The 23,266-nt window shown below is 69.4% G+C and carries 24 protein-coding genes; 8 read left to right on the top strand and 16 right to left on the bottom strand.

From position 1 onward, the window contains the following. Positions 1–13 precede the first annotated feature (13 nt). Both accD and KW83_RS09375 read right to left on the bottom strand, forming a co-directional pair. Entirely contained in the window at positions 14–949 is a 936-nt protein-coding gene (accD, locus tag KW83_RS09380; RefSeq protein ID WP_036177746.1) for an acetyl-CoA carboxylase, carboxyltransferase subunit beta, read from the bottom strand. A gap of 36 nt (positions 950–985) precedes the next feature. Next, on the bottom strand, positions 986–1,879 hold the full coding sequence (locus KW83_RS09375; RefSeq protein WP_051928400.1) for a CPBP family intramembrane glutamic endopeptidase: 894 nt from the start codon (positions 1,877–1,879) through the stop codon (positions 986–988). Between the two features lie 117 nt (positions 1,880–1,996). On the opposite strand from KW83_RS09375, the gene ilvD reads away from it, so the two are divergent. Together ilvD and KW83_RS09365 are read left to right on the top strand one after the other, a co-directional pair. After that, positions 1,997–3,760, top strand: a complete 1,764-nt coding sequence (gene ilvD / locus KW83_RS09370) for a dihydroxy-acid dehydratase (RefSeq protein WP_036177744.1) — start codon at positions 1,997–1,999, stop codon at positions 3,758–3,760. Positions 3,761–3,778: 18 nt separating this feature from the next. After that, entirely contained in the window at positions 3,779–4,531 is a 753-nt protein-coding gene (locus KW83_RS09365; RefSeq protein ID WP_036177742.1) for a DUF6478 family protein, read from the top strand. A 465-nt stretch (positions 4,532–4,996) separates the two neighbouring features. Here the strand turns inward: KW83_RS09365 and KW83_RS19130 are convergent, their stop codons facing one another. The 4 genes from KW83_RS19130 to KW83_RS09345 form a co-directional block, all read right to left on the bottom strand. After that, entirely contained in the window at positions 4,997–5,449 is a 453-nt protein-coding gene (locus KW83_RS19130) for an OmpA family protein (RefSeq protein WP_161785475.1), read from the bottom strand. Between the two features lie 454 nt (positions 5,450–5,903). Then, positions 5,904–6,470 carry a peroxidase-related enzyme gene (locus tag KW83_RS09355; protein ID WP_036177740.1) on the bottom strand — a complete coding sequence of 189 codons (567 nt, stop codon included), beginning with the start codon at positions 6,468–6,470 and terminating at the stop codon, positions 5,904–5,906. 11 nt (positions 6,471–6,481) lie between these two features. After that, positions 6,482–7,183, bottom strand: coding sequence for a GNAT family N-acetyltransferase (locus KW83_RS09350; protein WP_036177738.1), 702 nt, complete (start codon positions 7,181–7,183; stop codon positions 6,482–6,484). Beyond that, on the bottom strand, positions 7,180–7,911 hold the full coding sequence (locus KW83_RS09345; RefSeq protein WP_036177736.1) for a competence/damage-inducible protein A: 732 nt from the start codon (positions 7,909–7,911) through the stop codon (positions 7,180–7,182). The genes KW83_RS09350 and KW83_RS09345 overlap by 4 nt, the downstream gene beginning before the upstream one ends. 46 nt (positions 7,912–7,957) lie before the next feature. On the opposite strand from KW83_RS09345, the gene sfsA reads away from it, so the two are divergent. The 3 genes from sfsA (at position 7,958) to KW83_RS09330 (ending at position 10,691) form a co-directional block, all read left to right on the top strand. Next, positions 7,958–8,662: a DNA/RNA nuclease SfsA gene (gene sfsA, locus KW83_RS09340; RefSeq protein WP_036177734.1), complete on the top strand. Its 705-nt coding sequence runs from the start codon at positions 7,958–7,960 to the stop codon at positions 8,660–8,662. 69 nt (positions 8,663–8,731) lie between these two features. Further along, complete coding sequence (gene map / locus KW83_RS09335; protein ID WP_036177732.1) at positions 8,732–9,541, top strand: type I methionyl aminopeptidase; 810 nt, start codon at positions 8,732–8,734, stop codon at positions 9,539–9,541. Positions 9,542–9,557: 16 nt separating this feature from the next. Further along, positions 9,558–10,691 (top strand): MFS transporter, encoded by a 1,134-nt coding sequence (locus KW83_RS09330; RefSeq protein ID WP_161785474.1) that lies wholly within the window; start codon positions 9,558–9,560, stop codon positions 10,689–10,691. Here KW83_RS09330 and rsmD read toward each other — a convergent pair. Both rsmD and KW83_RS09320 read right to left on the bottom strand, forming a co-directional pair. Continuing rightward, positions 10,678–11,235 (bottom strand): 16S rRNA (guanine(966)-N(2))-methyltransferase RsmD, encoded by a 558-nt coding sequence (gene rsmD, locus KW83_RS09325; protein WP_036177727.1) that lies wholly within the window; start codon positions 11,233–11,235, stop codon positions 10,678–10,680. The genes KW83_RS09330 and rsmD overlap by 14 nt on opposite strands. Further along, positions 11,232–12,434 (bottom strand): NAD(P)/FAD-dependent oxidoreductase, encoded by a 1,203-nt coding sequence (locus tag KW83_RS09320; RefSeq protein WP_036177725.1) that lies wholly within the window; start codon positions 12,432–12,434, stop codon positions 11,232–11,234. The genes rsmD and KW83_RS09320 overlap by 4 nt, the downstream gene beginning before the upstream one ends. Positions 12,435–12,506: 72 nt before the next feature. Here KW83_RS09320 and KW83_RS09315 point away from each other — a divergent pair, with 72 nt between their 5' ends. After that, complete coding sequence (locus KW83_RS09315) at positions 12,507–12,992, top strand: peroxiredoxin (protein ID WP_036177724.1); 486 nt, start codon at positions 12,507–12,509, stop codon at positions 12,990–12,992. A 45-nt stretch (positions 12,993–13,037) separates the two neighbouring features. Here KW83_RS09315 and KW83_RS09310 read toward each other — a convergent pair whose 3' ends face one another. From KW83_RS09310 to KW83_RS09280, 7 genes are read right to left on the bottom strand one after another with little or no spacing between them, the layout of a single operon-like run. Further along, complete coding sequence (locus tag KW83_RS09310) at positions 13,038–13,973, bottom strand: mechanosensitive ion channel family protein (protein ID WP_036177722.1); 936 nt, start codon at positions 13,971–13,973, stop codon at positions 13,038–13,040. Continuing rightward, positions 13,973–14,266 carry a 4a-hydroxytetrahydrobiopterin dehydratase gene (locus tag KW83_RS09305; RefSeq protein WP_036177720.1) on the bottom strand — a complete coding sequence of 98 codons (294 nt, stop codon included), beginning with the start codon at positions 14,264–14,266 and terminating at the stop codon, positions 13,973–13,975. The genes KW83_RS09310 and KW83_RS09305 overlap by 1 nt, the downstream gene beginning before the upstream one ends. Further along, the gene (locus KW83_RS09300; protein WP_036177718.1) at positions 14,263–15,444 is read right to left on the bottom strand and encodes a GNAT family N-acetyltransferase; all 1,182 of its coding nucleotides are present in this window, start codon (positions 15,442–15,444) and stop codon (positions 14,263–14,265) included. Before KW83_RS09300 ends, KW83_RS09305 begins: the two co-directional genes overlap by 4 nt. A gap of 60 nt (positions 15,445–15,504) precedes the next feature. Then, on the bottom strand, positions 15,505–16,251 hold the full coding sequence (locus KW83_RS09295) for a glycerophosphodiester phosphodiesterase family protein (RefSeq protein WP_036177716.1): 747 nt from the start codon (positions 16,249–16,251) through the stop codon (positions 15,505–15,507). Then, positions 16,248–16,709 carry a RidA family protein gene (locus tag KW83_RS09290; protein ID WP_036177714.1) on the bottom strand — a complete coding sequence of 154 codons (462 nt, stop codon included), beginning with the start codon at positions 16,707–16,709 and terminating at the stop codon, positions 16,248–16,250. The genes KW83_RS09295 and KW83_RS09290 overlap by 4 nt, the downstream gene beginning before the upstream one ends. A 14-nt stretch (positions 16,710–16,723) precedes the next feature. Beyond that, on the bottom strand, positions 16,724–18,028 hold the full coding sequence (locus KW83_RS09285) for an HlyD family type I secretion periplasmic adaptor subunit (RefSeq protein ID WP_036177712.1): 1,305 nt from the start codon (positions 18,026–18,028) through the stop codon (positions 16,724–16,726). Next, on the bottom strand, positions 18,025–19,764 hold the full coding sequence (locus tag KW83_RS09280) for a type I secretion system permease/ATPase (RefSeq protein ID WP_036177710.1): 1,740 nt from the start codon (positions 19,762–19,764) through the stop codon (positions 18,025–18,027). The genes KW83_RS09285 and KW83_RS09280 overlap by 4 nt, the downstream gene beginning before the upstream one ends. 120 nt (positions 19,765–19,884) lie before the next feature. On the opposite strand from KW83_RS09280, the gene KW83_RS09275 reads away from it, so the two are divergent. Then, positions 19,885–20,289, top strand: coding sequence for a hypothetical protein (locus KW83_RS09275; protein WP_036177708.1), 405 nt, complete (start codon positions 19,885–19,887; stop codon positions 20,287–20,289). Positions 20,290–20,296: 7 nt separating this feature from the next. On the opposite strand, the gene KW83_RS09270 is transcribed toward KW83_RS09275, so the two are convergent. Beyond that, a complete protein-coding gene (locus KW83_RS09270) occupies positions 20,297–22,267 on the bottom strand; it encodes a lytic transglycosylase domain-containing protein (protein ID WP_051928398.1) in 1,971 nt (656 codons plus the stop codon). A gap of 120 nt (positions 22,268–22,387) precedes the next feature. Between KW83_RS09270 and dapA the strand changes: the two genes are divergently transcribed. Beyond that, positions 22,388–23,263, top strand: coding sequence for a 4-hydroxy-tetrahydrodipicolinate synthase (dapA, locus tag KW83_RS09265; protein ID WP_036177706.1), 876 nt, complete (start codon positions 22,388–22,390; stop codon positions 23,261–23,263). The last annotated feature ends 3 nt before the right edge of the window (positions 23,264–23,266 follow it).

The following is a 23,266-nucleotide window of genomic DNA, read 5'->3' as shown; positions in this document are numbered from 1 at the left end:
CGCATTCATCGCCTCAGCGCTCGGCGCTTGCGGCGGGCTGCGTGGCGACCGCGGCGGCATTGGACAGCACCGGCGGGGGAAGATCGGCCTGCACGGCGGGATCCAGTCCCAGGAGCATCCGCAGGATCACGGTCAGCTCCTCGCGCTGGTGGCGACGGTCGGTCACGCGGTCGAGCATTCCGTGATCGAGCAGGTACTCCGCGCGCTGGAACCCCTCGGGAAGCTTCTCGCGGATGGTCTGCTCGATCACGCGCGGTCCGGCGAAACAGATCAGCGCGCCCGGCTCGGCGATGTGCACATCGCCCAGCATCGCGTAGGACGCCGTGACGCCGCCGGTGGTGGGATGGGTCAGGATCACGATATAGGGCAGGCCCGCCTCTTTCAGCATTTCCACCGCGACCGTGGTGCGCGGCATCTGCATCAGGCTCAGGATCCCCTCCTGCATCCGCGCGCCCCCGGCGGCGGAGAACAGCACCAGCGGGCAGCGACGCTCGACCGCGCGGGTCGCCGCGGCCAGGATGGCGTTGCCCACGTACATGCCCATGGACCCCGCCATGAAGGTGAAATCCTGCCCCGCCGCGACCACCGGCACGCGGCCGATCTCACCCTGGACGACCAGCATGGCCTCTTTCTCGCCGGTCTCGCGCTGGGCGGCGCGCAACCGGTCGGGATACTTCTTCTGGTCGCGGAATTGCAGCGGATCGGGGGTCGGCGCGGTTACCGGGATCTCGGTGAAAGCGCCGCCGTCGAACAGCGCCCGGAACCGTGCGCGCGGCGTGATCGGCATGTGGTTGCCGCACTGGGTGCAGACGTTCTGGTTCTCCGCCAATTCCCGGTGGAACAGCATGGAGCCGCATTCGTCGCATTTCGTCCAGAGGTTCTCCGGCACCTCGCGCCGGTTGAACAGCGAGCCGATCTTCGGCCGGACGTAGTTGGAGATCCAGTTCATATCACGCCTCTTTCGGTTGTCCGAGGAGATAGGCCGTCAGTCCCGGACCCGCAACCGCCAGCGCAGCAGCGCCCAGACCGCGACCAGCACCGCCATGTCGGCCAGGATCAGCGGCAGGGTCAACGCGTCTTCGTCTGCGGCATAGGGCGTGACATAGAGCGACAGGCCGGTGATCGTGCCCTGGGTCGACACCAGCAGGATCGCCAGGATGTTGTTGGCGAAATGCAGCCCCCACGCTGCCCCGAGAGAGCCGGTCACGCGCGTCAGGTCCGCGGCGATCAGCCCGAAGAGCCCCGCCCCCGCGGCGATGGCCAGCGCGTTTCCCCCTGCGGTGGACGGATCGTAATGGAGAGCGCCGAACAGCACCGATGGCGCGACCAGATAGGCCAGGCGCCAGCGGATCCGCGCTGCGATCTGCTGCATGAGATAGCCGCGAAAGATCATCTCCTCGGCGCCTGTCTGTATCGCGATCAGCGGCACCGACAGTGGCAGGAGACTGAGCCAGAGCGCCGGAGACAGGTTCGGAACCGCGTCGAAACCGGACGACCAGAGCAGCAGAGAGGCCGTGTAGAGCCCCGCCACCGCCAGAACGCCGGCGCCGAAATGGCGCAGCACCCGGCCCCATGGCCCGAAAAGCGTGGCCAGACCGCGCCGGTGGAGAAGCCGCACGGCGATCCAGGGCGCCAGCGCCATGCCGATGAACGTGGACAGCAGCAGCAACGTCGCCCGCGGCGTGGCCGGCTGCACCATGGCCGCCATCGTGCCCATCGCGGTCTCCGCATCGGTCCTGAGCCAGATCGCCGCGAAGCTTCCCATCATCCACAGCGCGGTCACCAGCACCAGGACCACGCAGCCAAGGACCAGCCGCCAGATCTGCGGGCGGGCCCGGGCCGGGGCGACGAAAGCGTCGAACGCGCGTGGCATGTTCATCGTGGTCTCCTTGCCTGTCCCGGCCCGCTCCCGGCGGGTCCCGCCTGGCCCTTCGGCCTTGTCGTGGGGGCTGCGCTCGCCTATGCCCGGAGACGTCATTTTCCTCAGGAGAGCGCCATGTTGAAGGGCAAGCCCGACAAGTCGAAGCTGCCGAGCCGGCACGTCACCGAGGGGCCCGCCCGGGCGCCGCATCGCTCCTACTACTACGCCATGGGACTGACCGAAGAGGAAATCGCCCAGCCGCTCGTGGGGGTGGCGACCTGCTGGAACGAGGCCGCGCCCTGCAACATCGCATTGAGCCGTCAGGCGCAGGCCGTCAAGCTTGGCGTCAAGGCGGCCAGCGGCACCCCGAGAGAGTTCACCACGATCACGGTGACCGACGGCATCGCGATGGGCCATGAGGGGATGCGCTCGTCGCTGGCCAGCCGCGAGGCCATCGCGGACACGGTCGAGCTGACCATGCGCGGACATTGCTACGATGCTTTGGTGGGGCTGGCGGGCTGCGACAAGTCGCTGCCGGGGATGATGATGGCCATGGTGCGGTTGAACGTGCCGTCGGTGTTCCTCTACGGCGGCTCGATCCTGCCCGGCAAGGTTCCGGCGGGGGCCGACGTCCCGGAGGATTTCGCCGACCGCGACCTGACCGTGCAGGATATGTTCGAGGCCGTGGGCCGGCACCAGAACGGCAGCCTGTCGGACGCGGCGCTGGCGATCCTTGAGAGGGTCGCCTGCCCCTCCGCCGGGGCCTGCGGCGGCCAGTTCACCGCCAACACCATGGCCTGCGTGTCCGAGGCGATCGGGCTGGCGCTGTTCAACTCGTCCGGCTCGCCCGCGCCCTACGAGAGCCGGGACCAGTATGCCTCCGCCAGCGGCGAGGCGGTGATGGCGCTGCTGGAGAAGAACATCCGCGCCCGCGACGTGGTGACCCGCAAGAGCCTGGAGAACGCCGCGCGCGTTGTCGCCTGCACCGGCGGCTCGACCAACGCCGGCCTGCACCTGCCGGCCATCGCCCATGAGGCCGGCATCGACTTCTTTCTGGACGATGTTTGCGAAATCTTCAGGGACACGCCGTATTTCGTGGATCTCAAGCCCGGTGGGCAGTTCGTGGCAAAGGATCTCTTCGATGCGGGTGGCATTCCGGTGGTGATGAAGGAACTGCGCCGCGCGGGTCTGATCCACGAGGATTGCGTCACGGCAAGCGGGCGGAGCATCGGCGAGGAACTGGACCTGATCGACCGCGGACCGGACGGGCGGGTCATCCACCCGGTCGACGCGCCGATCACGAAGACCGGCGGCGTTGTCGGGCTGAAGGGCAACCTGGCTCCGGAAGGCGCGATCGTGAAGGTGGCGGGCATGTCGCCCGAGGAGCAGGTGTTCTCCGGCCCCGCCCGCGTCTTCGAGTGCGAGGAAGACGCCTTCGAGGCGGTCAAGGCCCGCGCCTACAAAGAGGGTGAGGTCCTGGTCATCCGCAACGAAGGGCCTGCCGGCGGCCCGGGGATGAGAGAGATGCTTTCGACCACCGCGGCCCTGTCGGGACAGGGCATGGGCAAGAAGGTCGCGCTGATCACCGACGGGCGGTTCTCCGGCGCCACGCGGGGGTTCTGCGTCGGCCATGTGGGACCTGAGGCCGCCCAGGGCGGCCCCATCGCGCTGATCCGCAACGGCGATGTCATAACCATAGACGCCGTGGCCGGTGAGATTTCCGTCGATCTGGACGATGCGGCAGTTGAGGCACGGCGGGCGGACTGGGGCGGTCCCCGCGCGACGAACTACGCCTCCGGCGCGCTGTGGAAATATGCGCAGCTTGTCGGCGCGACCTACAAAGGTGCCGTGACGCATCCCGGCGCCGCCGTCGAAACCCACGTCTACATGGACCTTTAGGACGCAAAAGGACACGCGATGAACCAGACCGGCGGCCTCGACCGCACTACCCATCGGCGCGCGGCAGGGCGATGGGACAAGGTCTTTTCGCGGATCGCAGCCCTTCACCCTGTTCCGGTCGCAACGCCGCGCGATCGGGCAGGCGACCCGCGCCCGGGGCTGGACCGGATGGCATCGCGGACCGATCGGCGCACGACGGGCGCACCCGTCCCGTCCGGACCCTGCAACGCGGACTGGATCTGGCGGCCCGAAATGTTCCGCGGGATGGCGCCGGCGGACCATGTACCGCTGGAATCCGGCCGCGTGCTCTGCTCCGGGGTGCATATCTTCCACGACTGTCGGGACGCGGAGATCACGCTGAGGCAGCAGCCGGCAGGGGCGTCCCCCGGTACCGCGTCCCAAGCCCTTGAAATCGACGTGCTGTCCTTTGGCGGCGATTTTCTGAGCGTCGTCATCGACCTTCCGGACGCCGCCATCGACGGGTTGGGTCTGTCCCATGTCATTCAGGTCGAGACCCTGCTGGAGGCCGAGCGGCCCCTGGGCGCCTTTCTCCGCCTCAACCTGAAACGCGGCCCGAATATCGAGCAGATGGTCCGTGAGTTGGCCACCGGGAACGGCATCGCCGTGACCGAGTTCGACCTTGCCTACGCAGGCCTGGGCGGCTCGCGGATCGACCGCGCCTGGATTGACGTGATCCTGCAAAAGCCCGCGCTGAACCGGCTGGTCCTCGGCGATTTTGTCTGCAGCCGCCGCCTCAGGGCCGAACTCTGACAATCTGCCCGCGCGCTCTGCTGTGCGCCAGGATACGGTGGCCGTTCCTGCCACTGTTGGCCACAGCAAGCATTCGCAGCGTACTGGCTCTGTCAACGCATGTCGTGAGGCGACGGGTTGCCGCGGTAGAGCGGTGTTTCGTCCGTTCAGCCGACAATGCGTCGGCCGTGTGCCTTTCCGTTTCTCAAGTCCGCTTTCACGGCGGGGGGATGCCCCGAAACTCTGCCGATAGTTCCCAATCGGCCGTGTCGGCTTTCGCCGCCGCCCAAGAAACGCCGCTGCCGAGCAAGGTCCACGCTTGATGGACGCGCGGGCAGTGTGGGGCGCAGCCCTGGGTGCCACGGCCCTTTGCCGGACGGGCACCGGCTCGCTCCCACTCCGCCGGGCAATGACCTCGGATTACGTCGGTGGCGCACACACGGAACGGCAGGCAGCGGGGCAGACATGCACCGGACCGAAGCGCGGCTAGCGGGTCAGGACGACCTCGACCCGCCGATTGACGCGACGCCCTTCCGGGGTGGTGTTGGCGGTCCGCGGTGCCAGAAAACCCACGCCCTGCGCCGTGATCCGCGAACCATCGATGCCGTAGGTCTCTACCAAGGCGTCGCGCACGGCAGAAGCCCTGCGGCGGGACAGCGCCATGTTCGGACCCAGCGCACCGCGGACGTCGGTATGGCCGACCAGCGCTATGCGCGCGTCGGGCCGGTCCCGGAGCCCCTGGGCCAAGGCCTGGAGTGACCGGAACGGCCCGCCCTCCAGCGCCGCGGAGCCGGTGGCAAAAGCCAGGTCGTCCAGAGGCGCGTGCCCCTCCCGCTCCAGCTTGGCCCATATATCACCGGACGAGAGCGCCGCCCCGGCCGCATCGGAACGCACCGCAACCGGATCCGGTGCGCCTTCGGACACCGTGGTGAGCTGCACGTAACCGCTTCCCCCGGCCTGACTGATCAGCAGCGCGGCCAGCCCCCCCCCCGGATGCCGCGCCCAGGACATACCGATAGTCGCCGAGATCTACGAACATGTCCGGCGCGGGCAGCGTCGGCGTCGAAAACCTGAAATCGTATCCGCCGCAGGTTTCCGCCGCGCAGTCATAGACCACATCATAGCCCGCAGCGCGGATCTGGTCCGCCAGATCCCGGGCCAGCGCGCCGGTATCCACCGCGCCCGCGATGCGCCAGGCCGTACGTCGGACGGTGCCTTCGGCGGTGCGCATCCTCTGCCCGGCATCGGTCCAGGGACCGGCGGGCAGGGACAGCTCTCCGGTCTCCCGCTCCTCCGCCGTCTGGGTGGACGGGGCCGGAAAGGTCAGGTCCAGGGCTGCGGCCGGCCCCGCCGCACATATTAGAAAAAGGACCGCCGCCCTCACGCCGGGCGCCTATCGCGCGCGCGCGTGATACTCGTCGTTCGGCCGCATTTCCGACGCCGTCGCCACCCGGTTGGTCATGTTGAAGAACCCCGCCACCGACGCGATGTCCCAGATGTCCCGGTCCGAGAACCCGGCCGCGCGCAGCGTGGCCCGGTCATCCTCGGTCACCGTGGCACAGGATTCGGTCAATTTGGTGGCGAAGGCCAGCATCGCGCCCAGGCGCGGACCGAGGTCCGCGACCCGCCAGTTCATGACGATCTGCTCGCCCAGGATCGGGTCCCCCGACAGTTCCCGCACCGCCGCACCATGGGCGACCAGGCAATAGTAGCAGCGGTTGCAGGCCGATACCGCGACCGCGATCATCTCCCGCTCAAGCTTGCTGAGGTTCGACTGTCCCAGCATCAGGTCGTTGTAGAGCGCGGTGAAGGCGTTCAGCTTGTCGATGTCGAAGGCGTAGGCGCGCAGCACATTGGGCACCAGGCCCAGTTTCTCGGCGCAGATGTCGAAGTATTTCGCGGTCGCTTCGGGCAGCGGGTCCACCTGGGGCAGGTCGAGCGCGGTCGGCTGGTCGGTCATGGGCCGGATCCTCAAGGTCTGAGACGATAGTGATAACACCGACCGCCCTGCAATCCGAGACCCCGATAGAGCGCGATCGCGGGATCGTTGGCCTCTGTCACCAGGACGGAAAGGCAGTCGGCACCGCGATCCTGCCCCCAGCGCGCGGCATGGGCCATCATGTGGCGGCCGAGTCCCCGGCGTCGATGCGCGGCGCGGATCTCCAGCGCATGGACGACGACGGCGCGGCCGGACAGGGCGACAAAGCACGTGCCCGAGGGCTGATCCGACACGCGTCCCAGGATCGACACCCTGGGCACCGCGACCCGTTCCATCACCGCGATGCGGTCGGGGCCGATCCGCCCCTCTGCCCAGATGTCGCGCTGGACACGCAGCGGCGGCCAGACGGTGAAACCGCTGACCGGGGGCGGTGCATGGGCGGCAAGGGGGGCCGTCGGCCCCTGGAGCAGCAACGTCGGATCGAGCACCAGATAGCCGCGCTCGGCCAGCATCCGGTCCAGCTCCCGCTGATCCGGCGCGACAGAGACCAGCGCGCGGCGCCCGGCCCCGTCCATGGCGCGCTCTGCGCGCGCAAGGTCGTCGTGGGTGGGGACGCCATCGCAGGTCGCGGCCTCGACCCGCTTGCCGCCGCCGCCCTCCCGCAGGGTGAACGGCCCGATCCGCCGCGTGTTGACCGGCGGCCAGGTTTCGGCCAGCAGGCGCGCGACACTCATTCCCGCGCCTCTGGAAAAGCGGCGCGCAGCTTGCCGATCGCGGCGCCGATCTCATCGTCGTCCGCCCCGCGCACCACGACGGCGACGCGGTAGCCGTCGCCGGTCCAGGACGGATAGCTGCCCAGGGACAGCGCCGGATGCTCCTGGGCGACGCGGGACAGCGTCTGGGCGATATCGCCCTCCCCCCGGTCGAGCGTCAGGGTCCGGCTGGCCACCGGCGTACCGCCGGCAAGGCGCGGCAGAAGGCCCGCCAGCATCGCATCGAAGATCTGCGGGACGCCGGCCAGGACGTGGATGTTGCCCAGAGAGAACCCGGGCGCGGCCGAGACCGGATTCGCGATCAGCGTCGCACCGTCCGGGATCCGCGCCATGCGCAGCCGGCTGTCGTTCAGTTCGGTGCCGCGCTCGGCATAGTGCCGGGCCAGGATCTCGCGCGCGTCGTCCCGCACGCCGATGGGCGCGCCGGTGACGGCGGCGATGCAATCGGCGGTGATGTCGTCGTGGGTCGGCCCGATTCCACCGGAGGTGAACAGGTGGTCGTGGGTTTCGGAAAGCGCCCGCGCCGCCGTGGTGATCGTGTCCGCGACGTCCCCGACGACGCGGATCTGGCGCAGGTCCATGCCGTGGAGCGTAAGCGCCCGCGCCAGGGCGTGTGCGTTGGAATCGCGGGTGCGGCCCGACAGGATCTCGTCGCCGATGACCAGCATCGCGGCGGTGGGGTTGGGCATGGGGCTGTCCTTGCGCATGGGTCCATGGGCGGTATAGCCCCCCGCCATGCGCTTTCAAACGCCCCTGATCCGCGGCCATCTGGTCCGCCGATGGAACCGGTTCCTGTCCGAAGTCACCCTGGACAGCGGAGAGACCGTGCGCGCCCACTGCCCGAACCCCGGCGCGATGCTGGGCCTGACCGCGCCCGGACTGCCCGTCTGGGTAGAGCCCAACGACGATCCGGGCCGCAAGCTGGGCCATGGCTGGCGGCTGGCCGAACTGCCCGGCGGACATTGGGCGGGGATCGACACCTCCGTTCCGAACCGCGTCGTGGGCGAGGCGCTGCGCGCCCGCGCCGTGCCGGAGCTGGCCGCCTACGGAACCGTCCGCCCGGAGGTCCGCTATGCCATCCGCAGCCGTGTGGATTTCCTGCTGTCGGAACCCGGCCTGCCCGATGCCTATGTGGAGGTGAAGAACGTCCACCTCCGCCGCGACGGCGACTGGGCGGAGTTTCCCGACTGCGTGACCGTCCGGGGCGCGCAGCACCTGGACGATCTGGCGGGCATGGTGGCGGAGGGGCACCGGGCGGTGATGCTCTATCTGGTCCAGCGCACGGATTGCGCGCGCCTGCGCCTGGCCCGCGATCTCGACCCGGCCTACGGGACCGCCTTCGACCGGGCGGCGGCTGCGGGGGTGGAGACGCTGGCGTGGGACACTGCGATCTCGCCCGGGGGCGTGTCGATCCGGGCACCGCTGCCGTTCTCGCCCTGAACGCTTCGCGGTGGAAACCGTACGATTCAGGCCTTATATTGCACCGCAGAAAACAATCGGAGACCGGTTTTGGACGAATCCACCGGCAGGCTGACCAAGGACGGGATCCGCATCCATGAGGCTGCGGACTTCTCCGGCATGCACGAAGCCGGCCGTCTTTCCGCGCAGATTCTGGACCGGATCGCGCCGCTGGTCACGGTCGGGCAGACCACGAAGGAGCTCGACCGCCTGATCACCGGCTGGGTGGAAGAGGCGGGCGCGACATCGGCCACGATCGGATACCGCGGCTACCAGCACGCAAGCTGCATCAGCGTGAACCACGTGGTCTGCCACGGGATCCCGGGCGACAAGCGGCTGAAGGACGGCGACATCCTGAATATCGACGTGACGGTGATCGTGGACGGCTGGTACGGCGACACCAGCCGGATGTACGTGGCCGGCAAGCTGGGACGCAAGGCCGAGAGGCTCATGCAGGTCACCCATGACGCGTTGATGGTCGGGATCGAGGCGGTGCGTCCCGGCGCCACTTTCGGGGATATCGGCCACGCGATCCAGACCTTCGTCGAAGGGCGCCGCATGAGCGTGGTGCGGGATTTCTGCGGCCACGGCCTGGGCCGGGTGTTCCACGCGCCGCCCAACGTCCTGCATTACGGCCGCCCCGGCACCGGTCCGCGGCTGGAAGAAGGCATGTTCTTCACCATCGAGCCGATGGTGAACCTGGGCCGGCCGGAGACCAAGGTTCTGGCCGACGACTGGACCGCCGTGACGCGGGACAAGTCGCTGTCGGCCCAGTATGAGCATTCGGTCGGCGTCACCGCCCAGGGCGCGGACATCTTCACCCTGTCGCCCGCCGGCCTTTTCCACCCCACATATGCCTGAGGGCGATCACCGCGCGGTGATCTGGACCCTCTCGGCATCGAACTTCGTCATCGGAATGGGGGCGTTCGTCCTGATCGGACTGGTGGCGCCCATGGCCGAGGGGCTGGGCATCCCGCCCGCGCGGATCGGCGCGGCGATGACCACCTATGCGCTCGCCTATGCGGTGCTGTCGCCGGTGCTGGTCGCGCTGACCGGATCGCTGGGGCGCCGGCGGCTGCTGGCGATGGCCTTGGCGCTCTTTGCGGGCGGAAACCTGATGACCGCTCTCGCGCCATCGGAAACCGTGATCCACCTGTCCCGCATCGTGGCCGCCGCGGGGGCGGGCATGTTCACGCCGGTCACGTCCTCCGTCGCGTCGGCGCTGGCCGCGCCTGGCAAGCAGGGCACCGCGCTGGCCGCCGTTATCGTCGGGCTGACGGTCGCCCAGGTGGCCGGCGTGCCGGTGGGAAGCTTCGTGGGCTACACCTTCGGCTGGCGGGCGGGATTTGGGCTTGTCTGCCTGCTTTCGCTGCCATGCCTGTGGCTGATCTGGACGCGGGTGCCGCGCGGCCTGTCGATCCCGCCCGCCGGCCTGTCCGACCTGGGCCGCACCCTGTCCAACGGCCCCGCGATGCTGGCGATCCTCTTCACCGCGACCTTTCTGGGCGGGATCTACGTGGTCTACACCTATCTGTCGCCCCTCCTGACCGACACCATGGGATACACCCGCAACGGTGTGACCGCAGCGCTGCTGGTCTTCGGCGTCGGCGCGGTGCTGGGCAATATCGCCGGGGGCTGGATGGCCGACAGGCTGGGGCCTGTGCGCACGCTGCTGATCCTATCGGGCGGGCAGATGCTGACCATGCCGCTGCTGTCGCTCCTGCCCTTCGCGGATTGGGCGGTGTTCGCGCTGATCGGGGTCTGGTCGCTTCTGGGCTGGTCCTTCATGGCGGCACAGCAGGTGCGCATCCTGGGCATCCTGCCGGAGCGCCCGGGCGTGGTCCTGTCGCTCAACGCCGCGGCGATCTACATCGGCGCGGCGGTCGGATCGGCCGTCGGGGCCGTGGCGCTGGGCCGCGCCGGCTACGCAGCGCTGGGCCTGAACGGCGGGGTCGTGGCGGCCGGCGCGGTGGCCCATGTGCTGATCTCGCGCCGGATCAGCGGGCGGTAGCCACCGTGATCCAGGTGTCGCCGTAGCGGCGCGCGTCGGCACGGATCAGCGCGTCGGGCAGATCGGCCTCCCGGCTGTCCTCCCAGACCACCAGCGCGCCGGGTGCGATCCAGCCGCCCGCCAGCGCCGCCTCCATCGCCCGCCGCCCCAGGCCCGTGCCGTAGGGCGGGTCGAGGAACACCAGCCCGAACGCCGCCTCCGCCGGTCCCAGCCGCGTCGCGTCGCGGCTCACGATCCGCGCCCGCGCGTTCTCTTTCAGCGTGCCGATATTGGCGATGAGCAGCCGCTGCGCCACGCGGCCGGACTCCACGAACACCGCCTGCGACGCCCCGCGCGACAGCGCCTCCAACCCCAGCGCGCCCGTTCCGGCAAAGAGGTCGAGCACCCGCGCACCCGTCACCGGGTCTGCGAACCGGCCGCCCTGGAGCATTCCGAACAGGCTCTCGCGCACGCGGTCGGTGGTGGGGCGCAGATGCGCGGCCGTATCGCCCTTGCCGACCGATGCCAGCACCCGGCCCCGGTGCGTGCCGGCGATGATCCTCATGTCAGCAGGGATTTGAGGTCGGTCTCGGGGTCGGTCAGCGCGTCGGGGTCCGGTGAGCGGCCGGCTTCCAGCAGGCGCTTGCCCACCATGTAGGCCCGGCTGTCGTTCACCCCGTCCACCGCGCAAAGCACCTCGCCCCGGTAGTACCAGTGCGACACCGGCAGACCGTCTCCGCGCACGATGACCCTGTCGTAGCCTGTATTGAGGCCCGCGATCTGAAGCTTGACGTCGTATTGATCCGACCAGAACCACGGCAGCGGCACGTAGGGCGCGCCGGCGCCCAGGATGTTGCGCGCCACGGCGGCGCCCATGTCGATGGCGTTCTGCACCGACTCGATCCGGATGCGGGCGCCGCGAAAGGGGAAGGAGGCGCAATCCCCCGCCGCCCAGACATGCGGGGCAGAGGTGCGGCCCAGGGCGTCCACCTTGACGCCGCCCTCGGTCTCTATCGCAGCCGCTTCGGCGATGGCGCAGCGTGGAAGGAGACCGATGCCGACGATCACCAGGTCGGCGGCGATCCCGGTGCCGTCCGCGAGCATCGCGCCGGTGACGCGTCCCGTTCCCGTCAGCCGCTCCAGCGTGACGCTTTCACGGATATCGACGCCCTGCGCGCGGTGCAGGCGGCGCATGACATCGGCGGTCGGGGCGGACGCGACGCGGCCCAGAATTCGCGGCCCGGATTCAATCACCGTGACATCGGCGCCGAGTGTCCGCGCGACGGCGGCGGCTTCCAGCCCGATATAGCCGCCGCCGACCACCAGCACATGTTTCGCGGCCCGCAGCGGCGCCTCCAGCGCGTCGATATCGGCCAGGGTGCGGATGGTGAACACGCCCTCCAGCGTTCCGCCGGCCTCCGCCGGCAGGGTCCGCGCCACCAACCCGGTGGTCAGGGCAAGCGTGTCATAGGCCAGCGTGCCGCCGCCCACCCGCACCGTCCGCGCGGCGGTGTCGATGTCGGATGCCGCCTGCCCCAGCCTGAGGTCGATGGACCGCTCCGCGTACCAGGCGCGGGGTCGGAGGTAGAGCCGCTCGCGGGCGATGTCCCCCAGAAGATACCCTTTGGACAGGGGCGGACGCTGATAAGGCGGCTCGGGCTCTGCGCCGACAAGGGTGATGCGGCCGTCGAACCCCCCGTCCCGCAATGTGGCGGTCAGGGTCTGGCCGGCCTGCCCGGCCCCGATGACGACAACGTGGGACATGGCCCCTCCCTGCTGGCAACCGCGCCCCGTCCGGCTATATCCGGGCGACACCGGATGTCAAAGGAGCCCGACATGCCCATCGCCCAAGGCGACACGCTGCCCGACGCAACGCTTCTCAGGATGGGCGAGGACGGCCCCGAGGACGTGCGCCTGTCGGACCTTCTGACCGGGCGCAAGGTGGTGCTCTTCGGCCTGCCCGGCGCCTATACCGGCACCTGCACCACAGCGCATGTGCCGTCCTTCATCCGCACCATGGACGCGTTCCGCGACAAGGGCGTGGATGAGGTCATCTGCATCGCCGTCAACGATCCCTTCGTGATGGCGCAATGGGGCAAGGACACCGGCGCGACCGAGGCCGGGATAACCATGCTGGCCGACCCCGGCGCCGAGTTCACCAGGGCGGCGGACATGGCGTTCTCCGCGCCGCCGGTGGGGTTCTACGACCGCTCGCGCCGCTATGCGCTGGTGGCCGAAGACCGCGTCGTCCGGGTGATCCAGGAGGACCAGCCCGGCGTCTGCGACCGCGCGGGCGGCGAGGCCCTGGTGCAGTCGCTCTGAACCGCGGCCAGATTTTCGTACCGAAAATCTGCTGCGACGGCACGCTCAGTCCGCGACGATACCGCCGTCTTGGCGCACCTCATCCTCCGAACTGTGGCGCTTGGGCCCGTGATCGGGTGCCGCGCCGCCGTCGCGCTCGATATGGAGCGTCCGGGTCGGGAACGGGATGGCCACGCCCGCGGCGTCAAGCTCTTCCTTCACCTTGCGCTTCATGTCGGCCTGATAGGCGAAGTAGTCGTCCGCCGAGACCCATGCGCGGCATAGAAAATCGACGGAGGATGCGTTCAGGTCGTTCACCTGCAGGAAAAGGTCCTCGTCGGTGAGCGTGCGGGCGTCGCCCAGGACGGTCTCGCGGATCACCCGTTCGGCCTGGGCCAGGTTGGCGCCGTAGCCGACGCCGAAGATCCATTCCGCCCGCCGCCGGTCGTAGACCGAATAGTTGACGATGGTATTCCCCCAGACCTGGGAGTTGGGAATGATGATCTGGGCATTGCCGATGCTGGCGAGTTCGGTGAAGTTCAGGGTGACCTCCTTGACCGTGCCCATCTGGCCGCTCACCTCGACGAAATCGCCCTCCTTGATCGGGCGGAAGAAGATGATCATCACCCCCGCCGCGACATTGGTAAGCGTGCCCTGAAGCGCCAGGCCGACGGCCAGCCCGGCGGCGCCGATGGCCGCGACGATGCTGGTGGTCTGCACGCCGAAGGTATTGAGCACAAAGAGGAACGTGAAGGCGAGCACCACGTAGCGCGCGACGTTGCCGAGAAAGTTGAACAGCGTCGTGTCGAGCTGCGGACGTTTGCCGCCGATGTTGCGGATGCGCCGCTTGAGCCAGCCGGCGATGGCGTATCCCACGATCAGGATCGCGATCGCCGCCAACACGTTGCCCAAGAGCGATACCAGCATCTGCACGCTCAGAAGATCGCGGATCGACGTGCCGTTCAGATTGAACGACAGGATCGCATCGACGACACCGCCCATTACGCCAGCCCGTCCATGATGTCGGCCAGCGCCACGTCCTTGTCGCTCAGACCGTCGACGTCATGGGTGGTGAGCGTGACCGTCACCCGGTTGTAGGTGTTCGACCACTCCGGGTGGTGGTTGGCCTGTTCGGCATGGATCGCGGCTTTTGTCATCCAGCCGAACGCGCCGACGAAACCGTCGAACTTGAACGATTTGGTGATCGCGTCGCGGTCCTCGACCTCGCTCCAGCCGGTGGCTTTCAGCCGCTCCAACGCCTCGGCGCGGGCCGCGCCCTGCAGTTTCTCGGTCATTCGCGTTCTCCTTCGACCTTTCTGAACGGGCCGTAGCTGGTCAGGATCTCGATTTCCTCGTCTACCGCGGCGCGTTCGGCAACCAGAAAATCCTCGACCGCCGCGCGGAAACCCGGCTCTGCGATCCAGTGCAGCGAATGCACGGGATGGGGGAGGTAGCCGCGCGCCAGCTTGTGCTCTCCCTGTGCGCCGGCCTCCACCCGGGTCAGCCCGTGGGCCAGGGCCCAGTCGATGGCCTGATAGTAGCAAAGCTCGAAATGCAGGAACGGCACCTCGCGCGTGCAACCCCAATAGCGGCCATAGAGCGTCTGACGGCCGACGAAGTTCAGCGCGCCGGCCACCGGCGTGTCGCCGTCATAGGCCAGGCACAGGAGCGTGTCGTTCCGCAGATGCGCCTGGACTTCGTCGAAGAAACCGCGCGTCAGGTAGGGCTGGCCCCATTTCCGCGCACCGGTGTCCTGATAGAAGGTCCAGAACGCCTCCCAGTGGTGCGGTTCGATCTGACCTCCCGTGAGGTTGCGGAAGGTCAGCCCTGCGCCCCGCGCCTCCCGCCGTTCGCGGCGGATGGTCTTGCGCTTGCGAGAGGAGAGCGAGGCCAGGAACCCGTCGAAATCGCGGTAGCCATCGTCGAACCAGTGGAATTGCTGGCCCGTACGGTGGAGAAGGCCCATCGCGGCGCCCGCCTCGGCCTCCGCCTCGGTGCAGAACGTGGCGTGGAGCGTGGCGATGTCGTTCTGGTCGGCGATGCGCACCGCGCCTTCGACAAGCGCGGCCAGCGCGGTGTCGGCATGGTCCGGACGGGTCAGGAAGCGCCGTCCGGTGGCCGGCGTGAAGGGCACGGCGATCTGCAGCTTGGGGTAGTAGCGCCCGCCGGCGCGCTCATAGGCATGGGCCCAGGAATGGTCGAACACGTATTCGCCCTGGCTGTGGCCCTTGGCGTAGAGGGGCGCGCAGCCGATGATCTCATCGTCGGCGCGGGCCGTCAGGTAGTGCGGCTCCCAACCGGTGCCGCGCCCGACGGAGCCGGAGGTTTCCAGCGCCAGCAGGAACCTGTGCGTGGTGAACGGGTCCAGCGGGCGGCCGCCGTCCGCCGTCTCCGGGCAGGCGCAGGCATCCCAGTCGGAAGGGTCTATGGCGGTGAGCGATCCGTGGGAGGCGATCTCGATCCGGGCGGTCATGGCACGGGAAGTGGTCCCTTGCCGACCGATATCAACCCGGCACCATGCCGCATCGCGGCGTCAGGGGCGGAACCCCTCAAAGGTGATCTGGTCGGCGGTTTTCAAGGCGATGCGGGCCTCGGCTTCCGAGCGGACGGTCCAGCACAGGATCGACGCGCCCCTTGCCCTGAACCCGGCGACACGCACGTCCCGGAGATGCCGGTGATCGTGGCTGACGAAGGCCAGGGGCGCGTGGGACCCGTCGGCGGAAGACAACGCGTTGCGGGGCGGCGCCGCCAGGTCGGCGGCGTCGTCGGCCGCCGCTCCGGTGGTCAGGCCAAGGGGGATGTCGGAACCGATCTGGGCGATCTCGCGGATCGCGTCGGGATCGAAGGACATGATGGCCACCCTGGCGCCCGTCCGGTCCCGCGCCGCGCGGCAGGCGGCGCCGGCCGCCCGGGCCAGCGCGGCGCTGCCGCCCGGCTGGGCCTTGATCTCCACCAGCACCGGGACCGCGGCGCCGATCGAGGCCAGCACGTCCGCCAGCGGCAGGATGGTGTCGCCGCTGCCGGTCAGCCGCACCGTGGCCAGCTGCGCGGCGGTGAGGTCGCGCACCGCACCCTTCAGCGCGGTCAGCCGGCCGAGCGTCGCATCGTGGAACACCACCGGCACACCGTCGCGGCTGATCTGCACGTCAAGCTCGATCCCGTAGCCTGCAGCGACGGCGGCGCGGAACGCGCCGGGGCTGTTTTCGATCCTGCCGACCGCGCGGTCGTGCAGGCCGCGATGGGCGAAGGGGCGTTTCAGGAACCCCTCCGGCAGGGTCACGCGACCTCGAAGATCGCTTCGATCTCGACCATGACGCCCATCGGCAGAGCCGCAACGCCAACGGCCGAGCGGGTATGCCGCCCGGCCTCTCCCAGCGCCTCGGCCAGGAGGTCGGAGGCACCGTTCACCACCTTCGGCTGGTCGGTGAAGCCGGGATCCGACGCGACGAAGGCGGTCAGCTTGACCACACGGGACAGCCGGTCCAGGTCGCCGTCCAGCGCCGCCCTGAGCTGCGCCAGTAGCGACAGGGCGCAGGCCCGTGCCGCGGCGCGGCCGGCATCGATGTCGTCGGGACCGGACAGGGTTCCGGTAATCATGCCGTCGGGACCCTGGCTCACCTGCCCGGACACGAACACCAGGTCGCCCACACGCATGTAGGGCACGTAGTTGGCCGCCGGTGCGGGAGCGTCCGGCAGGGTGATGCCAAGCTCGGCCAGGCGGTCGTCGATTTGTCCCATGTGCTCTCCTCTGCTCAGCCCTCGCGGAAGGCGCGGGTGAAGTAGTCTGTCAGAGGCTTGGTCAGATAGGCAAGCGGCGTGCGCTCCGCGGTCCTCAGATAGGCCTCGACCGGCATGCCGGGGATCAGCGACAACCCGTCCGGCAGAAGGTCGATCTCACCGGGGGCGAGCACGATCTCGGCGCGGTAGAAGGGCTGTCGGCTGGCCTCGTCCACGAAACTGTCGGCGGACACGCGCAGCACCTGGCCGCTGAGCTCCGGCGTGGTGCGCGCGTCGAAGGACGGGAACCGCAGCACGACCTGCTGTCCGATGGTCACCTGATCCACATGGATCGGCGGCACGCGGGCCTGGATGACCAGCGGACGGTCCTGGGGGACGATGTACATGACAGGCTCCGCCGGCCGGACCACCGCCTGCGGCCCGAACACCGTCAGGTCGTAGATCACACCGCCCACCGGTGCCTCGATCTCGGTCCGGGCGCGCTGGTCGGTCAGGGCGGCGACCTCCTCGCGCAGTTCGGTCTCTCGAACGCCGAGATCGCGAAGCTGGGTGATCGCGTCTTCGCGGCGCTGCACGGTATAGGTCAGGATCTGGTTGCCGATCTCGCCGATGCGCTCCTCTGCCTCTCCGCGCTGGGCCACGAGTTCGCCGATCTGACCCTGCAGCCTGGCCTGCTCGCGGCGCAGGCCGAGGACGCGCCCCGCCTGCGCCAGGCCCCGGTCCAGCAGCGTCTGCTGGTCGGCCACTTCCTTGCCCAGAAGGTCCACCTGCGCGCCGAGCGCCTCTTGCTGGGCCGCGATGCCCTCTATCTGGAGCCGGATCTGCTGCTCGCGCCCGGAAAGCTGGGAGACGGTGGTCTTGGCGGTATCGCGGCGCGCCCGGAACAGCCGCAGCTGGCCCTGCACGAAATCGTCGATCTCCGGATCGGCGGCCGCCGCGTCGCGCAGGGCCTCCGAAAAGACCACCTCTGGCGCGTCGTCGCGCTCTGCTTCCAGACGGGCGCGGCGGGCGCGCACCTCGGCCAGCTGCGCCCGCGCCGAGGCCAGGCGGCTGTCGAGAACCGTGGTCTCCAGCAACACCAGAACATCGCCGCGCGCGACCTGGTCGCCCTCCTGGACCCGGACCTCCCGGACGACGCCGCCATCGGGATGCTGGACCACCTGGCGGTTCTGGTCGACCTCGATCTGCCCGGTCACCACCACGGCGCCCGAGATCTGTCCCAGCGCCGCCCAGGATCCGAAACCGCCGACCAGCAGGACAAGCGTTAGAAGCCCCAGAATCACCGGCCGCCGGGCCGACCAGTCGCGCGGCGCGCTCATGTCAGGCCCCCCGGATCGGCGGTGGCGGCGATCTCCCGGTGGTTGGAGACGGACTGTTTCAGCACCTCGTCGCGCGGACCGTAGGCCCGGCGGATGCCATCCTGAATGACCATGAGAGTCTCGCACCCTTCGATGGCAGACGGACGGTGCGCCATGATCAGGACAGACCCGCCGCGTGCCTTGATCCGATCCATGGCACGGTTCAGCGCCACCGTGCCTTCGTTGTCGAGGTTCGAGTTCGGCTCATCCAGGACCAGCAGGACCGGGTCGCCGAACATGGCCCGCGCCAGGCCGATACGCTGCATCTGTCCGCCCGACAGATGACCCGTCGCGCTGGACACCTGGGTGTTGTAGCCCTCCGGCAGCCGCACGATCATGTCGTGGGCGGCGGCGCGCTGCGCGGCGGCGACGATCGCCTCGTCGTCGGCATCGGGCTGGAGGCGGGCGATGTTCTCCGCGATGGTCCCATCGAAGAGCTGCACCCGCTGCGGCAGGTATCCGATATGCTGTCCCAGCACGTCGGGTTCGTACTGGTCGAGCGTGGCGCCGCCCAGCCGGATGCGGCCCCCGGCGGCCGGCCAGACGCCGACGATGGCGCGCGCCAGGGTGGACTTTCCGGACCCGGACGGGCCGATCACCCCGACCGATTCGCCGGGCCGGACCTCGAACGACACCATGCGGACGGACGCCTGGTTCTGGCCGGGGGGGATAATCGTCACCTGCTCCACGGACAGATGGGCCTCTGGCCGCGGCAGGGCGGTGCGCGCAGGCTCCGGGCCGACGGCGGACAGCAGATCCGCAAGGCCGCGCCAGCCGCTCAGGGCGCGCTGGACCAGCGGCCACTGGCCGATCGTCACGTCGATGGGGGCCAGCGCCCGGCCCAGCAGGATCGACGACGCGATCATCGCGCCGGGGGTCAGCTGCTCCTGCAGCACCAGCCACGCGCCCAGCGCCAGCACCGCCGATTGCAGGAACAGCCGGAAGGTCCGCGTCCCGGAAGAGAACCCGCCGGTCAGGTCGGCTCCCTTGATCTGGGCGCGGAGCGCATGGGAGCGCTCTTGCTGCCAGCGCGAGAACGCCGCCTTCTGCATCCCCAGAGAGCGCACCATCTCGGCCTCATGCCGGATCTGCTCGGACAGGCGCTCCGAGCGGATGCCCGCTGTCTGCGCCCGCGCCTGCGCTCCGCGCGACGCGGTCTGGTTCAGCATCGCCACCGCCACCAGGATCGCGGCGCCGCCCAGTGCCAGCCAGCCCATGAGCGGGTGGAACACGAAGATCAGCGCCACGAAGAACGGCGTCCACGGCATGTCGAAGAGTGCGCTGACCACCGGAGAGGCGACCATCCGCTGGACCGATTCGAGATCGGCCAGGTAGTTGCGGGAGGCATCGTGCCCCGGCGCATTGGCCGAACGGCGGACCATCGCCTCGAACACCCGGCGGTCGAGCCGGGACTGGAACCGCGCGCCGGCCCGGGCCAGGATCCGCCCCCGCGCGAAGTCCAGCAGACCCATCATCGCGAACAGGAACGCCATCAGGAGCGTCAGGGCCATCAGCGTCGCCTCCGACCGGGAGCCGAGGACCCGGTCGTAGACCTGCAGCATGAAGAGCGGACCGGTCAGCATCAGAAGGTTCACGAAGAACGAAAACAGCCCCACGGACCAGAAGAGACCGCGGCTTTCGCCGCGGACGCTCACAAGCTCTGCCCGTCCCTGTCTGGTGTCCGTTCCCGGCCGCATGGCGTCTCCGTGGCTGTGCGAACTTGCTCGTGCGCCGTGTCATCCTAGTTTCGGGGGATTACCGGACCGTTAATCAGTTTCCAACAAGGTGCCCGAAAACCAAGCGGGGAGACGCTGTCCATGATCCGAATTCCGGCGGCCTGTCTGGCCGGTGCCATTGCCCCCGCGGCCCTTGCGCAGGATCTCAGCTTCGAAGGGCTCTGGCGCGCCAACCCCACCACCGAATGCGCCTATACCGGCGGCGAGGGCACCGCCCTCAAGGTCGAGGACGGCGTGCTCTACGGGGTCGGCAACCAGTGCGAGATGACCGCACCGGTGGAGGTTCGGGACATGCAGGCGGTGCTCTACGACATGTCATGCACCGGCGAGGACGAGACGTTCACCGAACGCGCCCTGTTCATGGAGGCAGCGGACGGGGGGCTGTATCTCATCTGGGACGGCATCGCCTTCAAGTACGAGTCCTGCGGCGCGGATGCCGCCGTCGGCACGGTGACCACCGCCGATCAGCTGGGAATCGCCGACTGAGAGCGGGTCACCGCCCCTTCAGCTCCGCGGTGAGGCCGATCTGCTGTCGCGACGTTCCCAGCCTGGCCCGGTAGACTGGCAGTGATTCGGCCACGCGCATGACGTAGTTGCGCGTCTCGTCGAAGGGGATCATCTCTATCCAGTCGATCACGTCCACATCCGCGTCGCGCGGATCGCCGCGTTCCTTCATCCAGCGCAGCGGACGGCCCGGGCCGGCATTGTAACCGGCGGAGACCAGCACCGGGTTGCGTCCGAACCGGCGCTCCAACCCGGCCAGGTACGCGGTGCCGAGCGTCGCGTTATAGCTGGGATCGCTGAAGAGCCGGTCACGCGAATAACCGATCCCCAGCGAGGCGGAGACCTCTTTGGCGGTGCCGGGCATGAGCTGCATCAGACCGCCCGCGCCGACGCCGGAGGAAACCACCGGGTCGAACTCGCTCTCGCGGCGGGCGATGGATAGCGCCAGTTCGTGGGAGACGGGCAACGTGTCGAGCCCCAGGTCCACGACCGGATAATAGGCGCGGGGCAGGACGATGCCGTTGCGGGCAACCGCCTTGGCGATCAGCAGCCCCAGGTGCGGCTCTCCCAGAGCCAGGGTCACGTCGGTCAGGGTTCCGGCCTCATCTGCCTCTAGATCCGCGGCCAGGTCGGTCAGAAAGGTCTCTGCCAGATCGCGGGCGCCGGCGGCCTGGAGCAGCATGGCGGCCTCGAAGCGCGAATCGTCTGTAAAGGAGACCTCCGAGAGCGGCGGATAGGTCTCTGTCCCCGACAGGCGCGGGTCGAGCGGCATTCCCGCGGCCTCTGCGGCAAGCAGCCCGTAGAAGCTGGTCTGCCACTGGCCGCCCTCCTCATAGGCGGCCTGCGCCTCCGCGTCCTGGCCCAGAGCCACATGCGCCCGCCCGATCCAGTAGCCCGCGCGCCCCAGCGATATCGGCGTGAACACGGCCTTGCGGAAGCGCAGGAAGTGACGCAGCGCATCCTGCGGCCGATCGAGCCGCCGCAGCGCCAGATAGCCCGACAGCCATTCCAGATCCGCGTAGTCGGATCCCTCCGTGAGCCAGTGCGACGAGGCCACCGCATAGGACGCGTCGACATCGCCGGAGCGCATCAGGCGGCGGGCCAGGTCGCGCCGGCCCCGCGCCCAAGCGGAGGGATCGCCCAGCGTCTCGGCCGATACGGACTGCTCGCGCAGCAGGGTGGCGGCGGCGTCGTACTCCTCGGCGGTCAGAAGCCGGCGGAACTCCGTATAGGCCAGGCCCGGATCGGCGCGCATCGCGGCGGGCAGATCGCTTGCCGCGCGCCCGGCGGACGTTCCCTGCAGCGCCGACAGCCGCGCCTGGATCAGCGCGCCGGCGTCGCCCTCTGCCCGTTCGCCGCTTCGCGACAGCGCCTGGCCGGCGCCGTTCCAGAACATGGCATCCGCCCGCACCGACTCCAGCGGGGTGAGCACGCCGGGGTAGAGGTCCAGAAGCCGCCGTTCCGCCGCATCGGTCATGGAGAGCGCGGTCCAGGCCAGGGCCGCCTGCGCCTCTGCATCGCCGTCCCGGCCGAGCGCGCGGTACGCGTCGATGAGAGACACCACCCCCTGCCCGGTCGCGGGCGCGCCGCCGTCGAAGAAGGCGACGATGCGGGCGGCCTCTTCCGGGCCGTCGGGCAGGAGCGGCAGGGACGACTCCGCCCCCCGGCGCACGCGGTCCAGCCCGGGCCAGTCGGGACGCCGGGCGACCAGCGCCATGGCGGCCTCTGCCGTGCCGAAACCCGCGCGCAGCCACAGCCACAGGACGATATCCTCCCCCACCGGACCGGCACGGGCGCCCGCCTCGACCGCCGCCAGCCAGCGCCCGCCGGCGACGTGATCCATGGCCTCGGCGATGCCGACATGCTGTCCGCCGGTCCCGGGCGGCTCCTGCGCCGTCACGCGGGCGGCGAAAGGCGCCGCAATGACAAGGACGATGGCGAAAAGCAGGGGATGTCGCATGGCGCGCATCCTTATCCGACGCGCCCTCACAGGCCAAGACACGACCTTGGCAACCTGGACCGGCGCGCATAGGGTCCGCGCCATGCCGGGGCGTCCCCGGCCAGCGCTGGGGAGAGCACCATGTTCGCAGGGTCGATCGTCGCATTGGTCACGCCGTTCCGGGACGGCGCGCTGGACCTGGACGCCTTGAAGCGCCTGGTGGACTGGCATGTGGAAGAGGGCACCAGCGGCATCGTTCCCGTCGGCACCACCGGCGAGACGCCGACCCTGACCCATGCCGAGCACGAGACCGTCGTGGCCGAGGTCACCCAGGCCGCGGCGGGCCGTGTCAAGGTCATCGCGGGCGCCGGTTCCAACAACACCGCAGAGGCGATCCGCCTGGCCCGGCACGCCCGGGACGTGGGCGCGGACGGCGCGCTGGTGGTGACGCCCTATTACAACAAGCCCACGCAGGCCGGGCTCTATGCCCATTTCGAGGCCGTGCATGAGGCCACCGACATTCCGATCGTCATCTACAACATTCCCGGCCGGTCGGTGGTGGACATGACCCCCGCCACCATGGGCGCGCTGGCCAAGCTGCCGCGCATCGTCGGCGTGAAGGATTCGACCGGCGACGTGGTGCGCGTGTCCCAGCAGCGCCTCACCTGCGGCCGGGATTTCGTCCAGCTGTCGGGAGAGGACGCCTCGGCGCTGGGGTTCAACATCCATGGCGGCACCGGCTGCATCAGCGTCACCGCGAACGTGGCCCCGCGCCTCTGCGCCGAATTCCAGGCGGCCATGGCGGAGGGCGACTGGGCAAGGGCGCAGGACTATCAGGACCGGCTCCTGCCGCTGCATCAGGCCGTGTTCACGGAGCCGGGACTGGTCGGCGCGAAATACGGGCTGTCGCTGCTGGGGCGCTGCTCGGACGAGGTGCGCTTGCCGCTGGTTGCGCTGACCGAAGGCAGCCGGCTGATGCTCAAATCCGCGATGGAGCGGCTGGGCCTATTGGGCTGACCG

The organism is Palleronia rufa (genome assembly GCF_000743715.1).
Taxonomy (GTDB): domain Bacteria; phylum Pseudomonadota; class Alphaproteobacteria; order Rhodobacterales; family Rhodobacteraceae; genus Palleronia; species Palleronia rufa.
Note: the sequence above shows the minus strand (reverse complement) of the source record. Positions and strands in the feature narration are given on the sequence as shown.

What these genes read in the sequence shown, in the direction of transcription:
- accD (WP_036177746.1), bottom strand. Translation starts at nt 949, where the DNA reads ATGAACTGGATCTCCAACTACGTCCGGCCGAAGATCGGCTCGCTGTTC.
- KW83_RS09375 (WP_051928400.1), bottom strand. Translation starts at nt 1,879, where the DNA reads ATGAACATGCCACGCGCGTTCGACGCTTTCGTCGCCCCGGCCCGGGCC.
- ilvD (WP_036177744.1), top strand. Translation starts at nt 1,997, where the DNA reads ATGTTGAAGGGCAAGCCCGACAAGTCGAAGCTGCCGAGCCGGCACGTC.
- KW83_RS09365 (WP_036177742.1), top strand. Translation starts at nt 3,779, where the DNA reads ATGAACCAGACCGGCGGCCTCGACCGCACTACCCATCGGCGCGCGGCA.
- KW83_RS09355 (WP_036177740.1), bottom strand. Translation starts at nt 6,470, where the DNA reads ATGACCGACCAGCCGACCGCGCTCGACCTGCCCCAGGTGGACCCGCTG.
- KW83_RS09350 (WP_036177738.1), bottom strand. Translation starts at nt 7,183, where the DNA reads ATGAGTGTCGCGCGCCTGCTGGCCGAAACCTGGCCGCCGGTCAACACG.
- KW83_RS09345 (WP_036177736.1), bottom strand. Translation starts at nt 7,911, where the DNA reads ATGCCCAACCCCACCGCCGCGATGCTGGTCATCGGCGACGAGATCCTG.
- sfsA (WP_036177734.1), top strand. Translation starts at nt 7,958, where the DNA reads ATGCGCTTTCAAACGCCCCTGATCCGCGGCCATCTGGTCCGCCGATGG.
- rsmD (WP_036177727.1), bottom strand. Translation starts at nt 11,235, where the DNA reads ATGAGGATCATCGCCGGCACGCACCGGGGCCGGGTGCTGGCATCGGTC.
- KW83_RS09320 (WP_036177725.1), bottom strand. Translation starts at nt 12,434, where the DNA reads ATGTCCCACGTTGTCGTCATCGGGGCCGGGCAGGCCGGCCAGACCCTG.
- KW83_RS09315 (WP_036177724.1), top strand. Translation starts at nt 12,507, where the DNA reads ATGCCCATCGCCCAAGGCGACACGCTGCCCGACGCAACGCTTCTCAGG.
- KW83_RS09310 (WP_036177722.1), bottom strand. Translation starts at nt 13,973, where the DNA reads ATGGGCGGTGTCGTCGATGCGATCCTGTCGTTCAATCTGAACGGCACG.
- KW83_RS09305 (WP_036177720.1), bottom strand. Translation starts at nt 14,266, where the DNA reads ATGACCGAGAAACTGCAGGGCGCGGCCCGCGCCGAGGCGTTGGAGCGG.
- KW83_RS09300 (WP_036177718.1), bottom strand. Translation starts at nt 15,444, where the DNA reads ATGACCGCCCGGATCGAGATCGCCTCCCACGGATCGCTCACCGCCATA.
- KW83_RS09290 (WP_036177714.1), bottom strand. Translation starts at nt 16,709, where the DNA reads ATGGGACAAATCGACGACCGCCTGGCCGAGCTTGGCATCACCCTGCCG.
- KW83_RS09285 (WP_036177712.1), bottom strand. Translation starts at nt 18,028, where the DNA reads ATGAGCGCGCCGCGCGACTGGTCGGCCCGGCGGCCGGTGATTCTGGGG.
- KW83_RS09280 (WP_036177710.1), bottom strand. Translation starts at nt 19,764, where the DNA reads ATGCGGCCGGGAACGGACACCAGACAGGGACGGGCAGAGCTTGTGAGC.
- KW83_RS09275 (WP_036177708.1), top strand. Translation starts at nt 19,885, where the DNA reads ATGATCCGAATTCCGGCGGCCTGTCTGGCCGGTGCCATTGCCCCCGCG.
- KW83_RS09270 (WP_051928398.1), bottom strand. Translation starts at nt 22,267, where the DNA reads ATGCGACATCCCCTGCTTTTCGCCATCGTCCTTGTCATTGCGGCGCCT.
- dapA (WP_036177706.1), top strand. Translation starts at nt 22,388, where the DNA reads ATGTTCGCAGGGTCGATCGTCGCATTGGTCACGCCGTTCCGGGACGGC.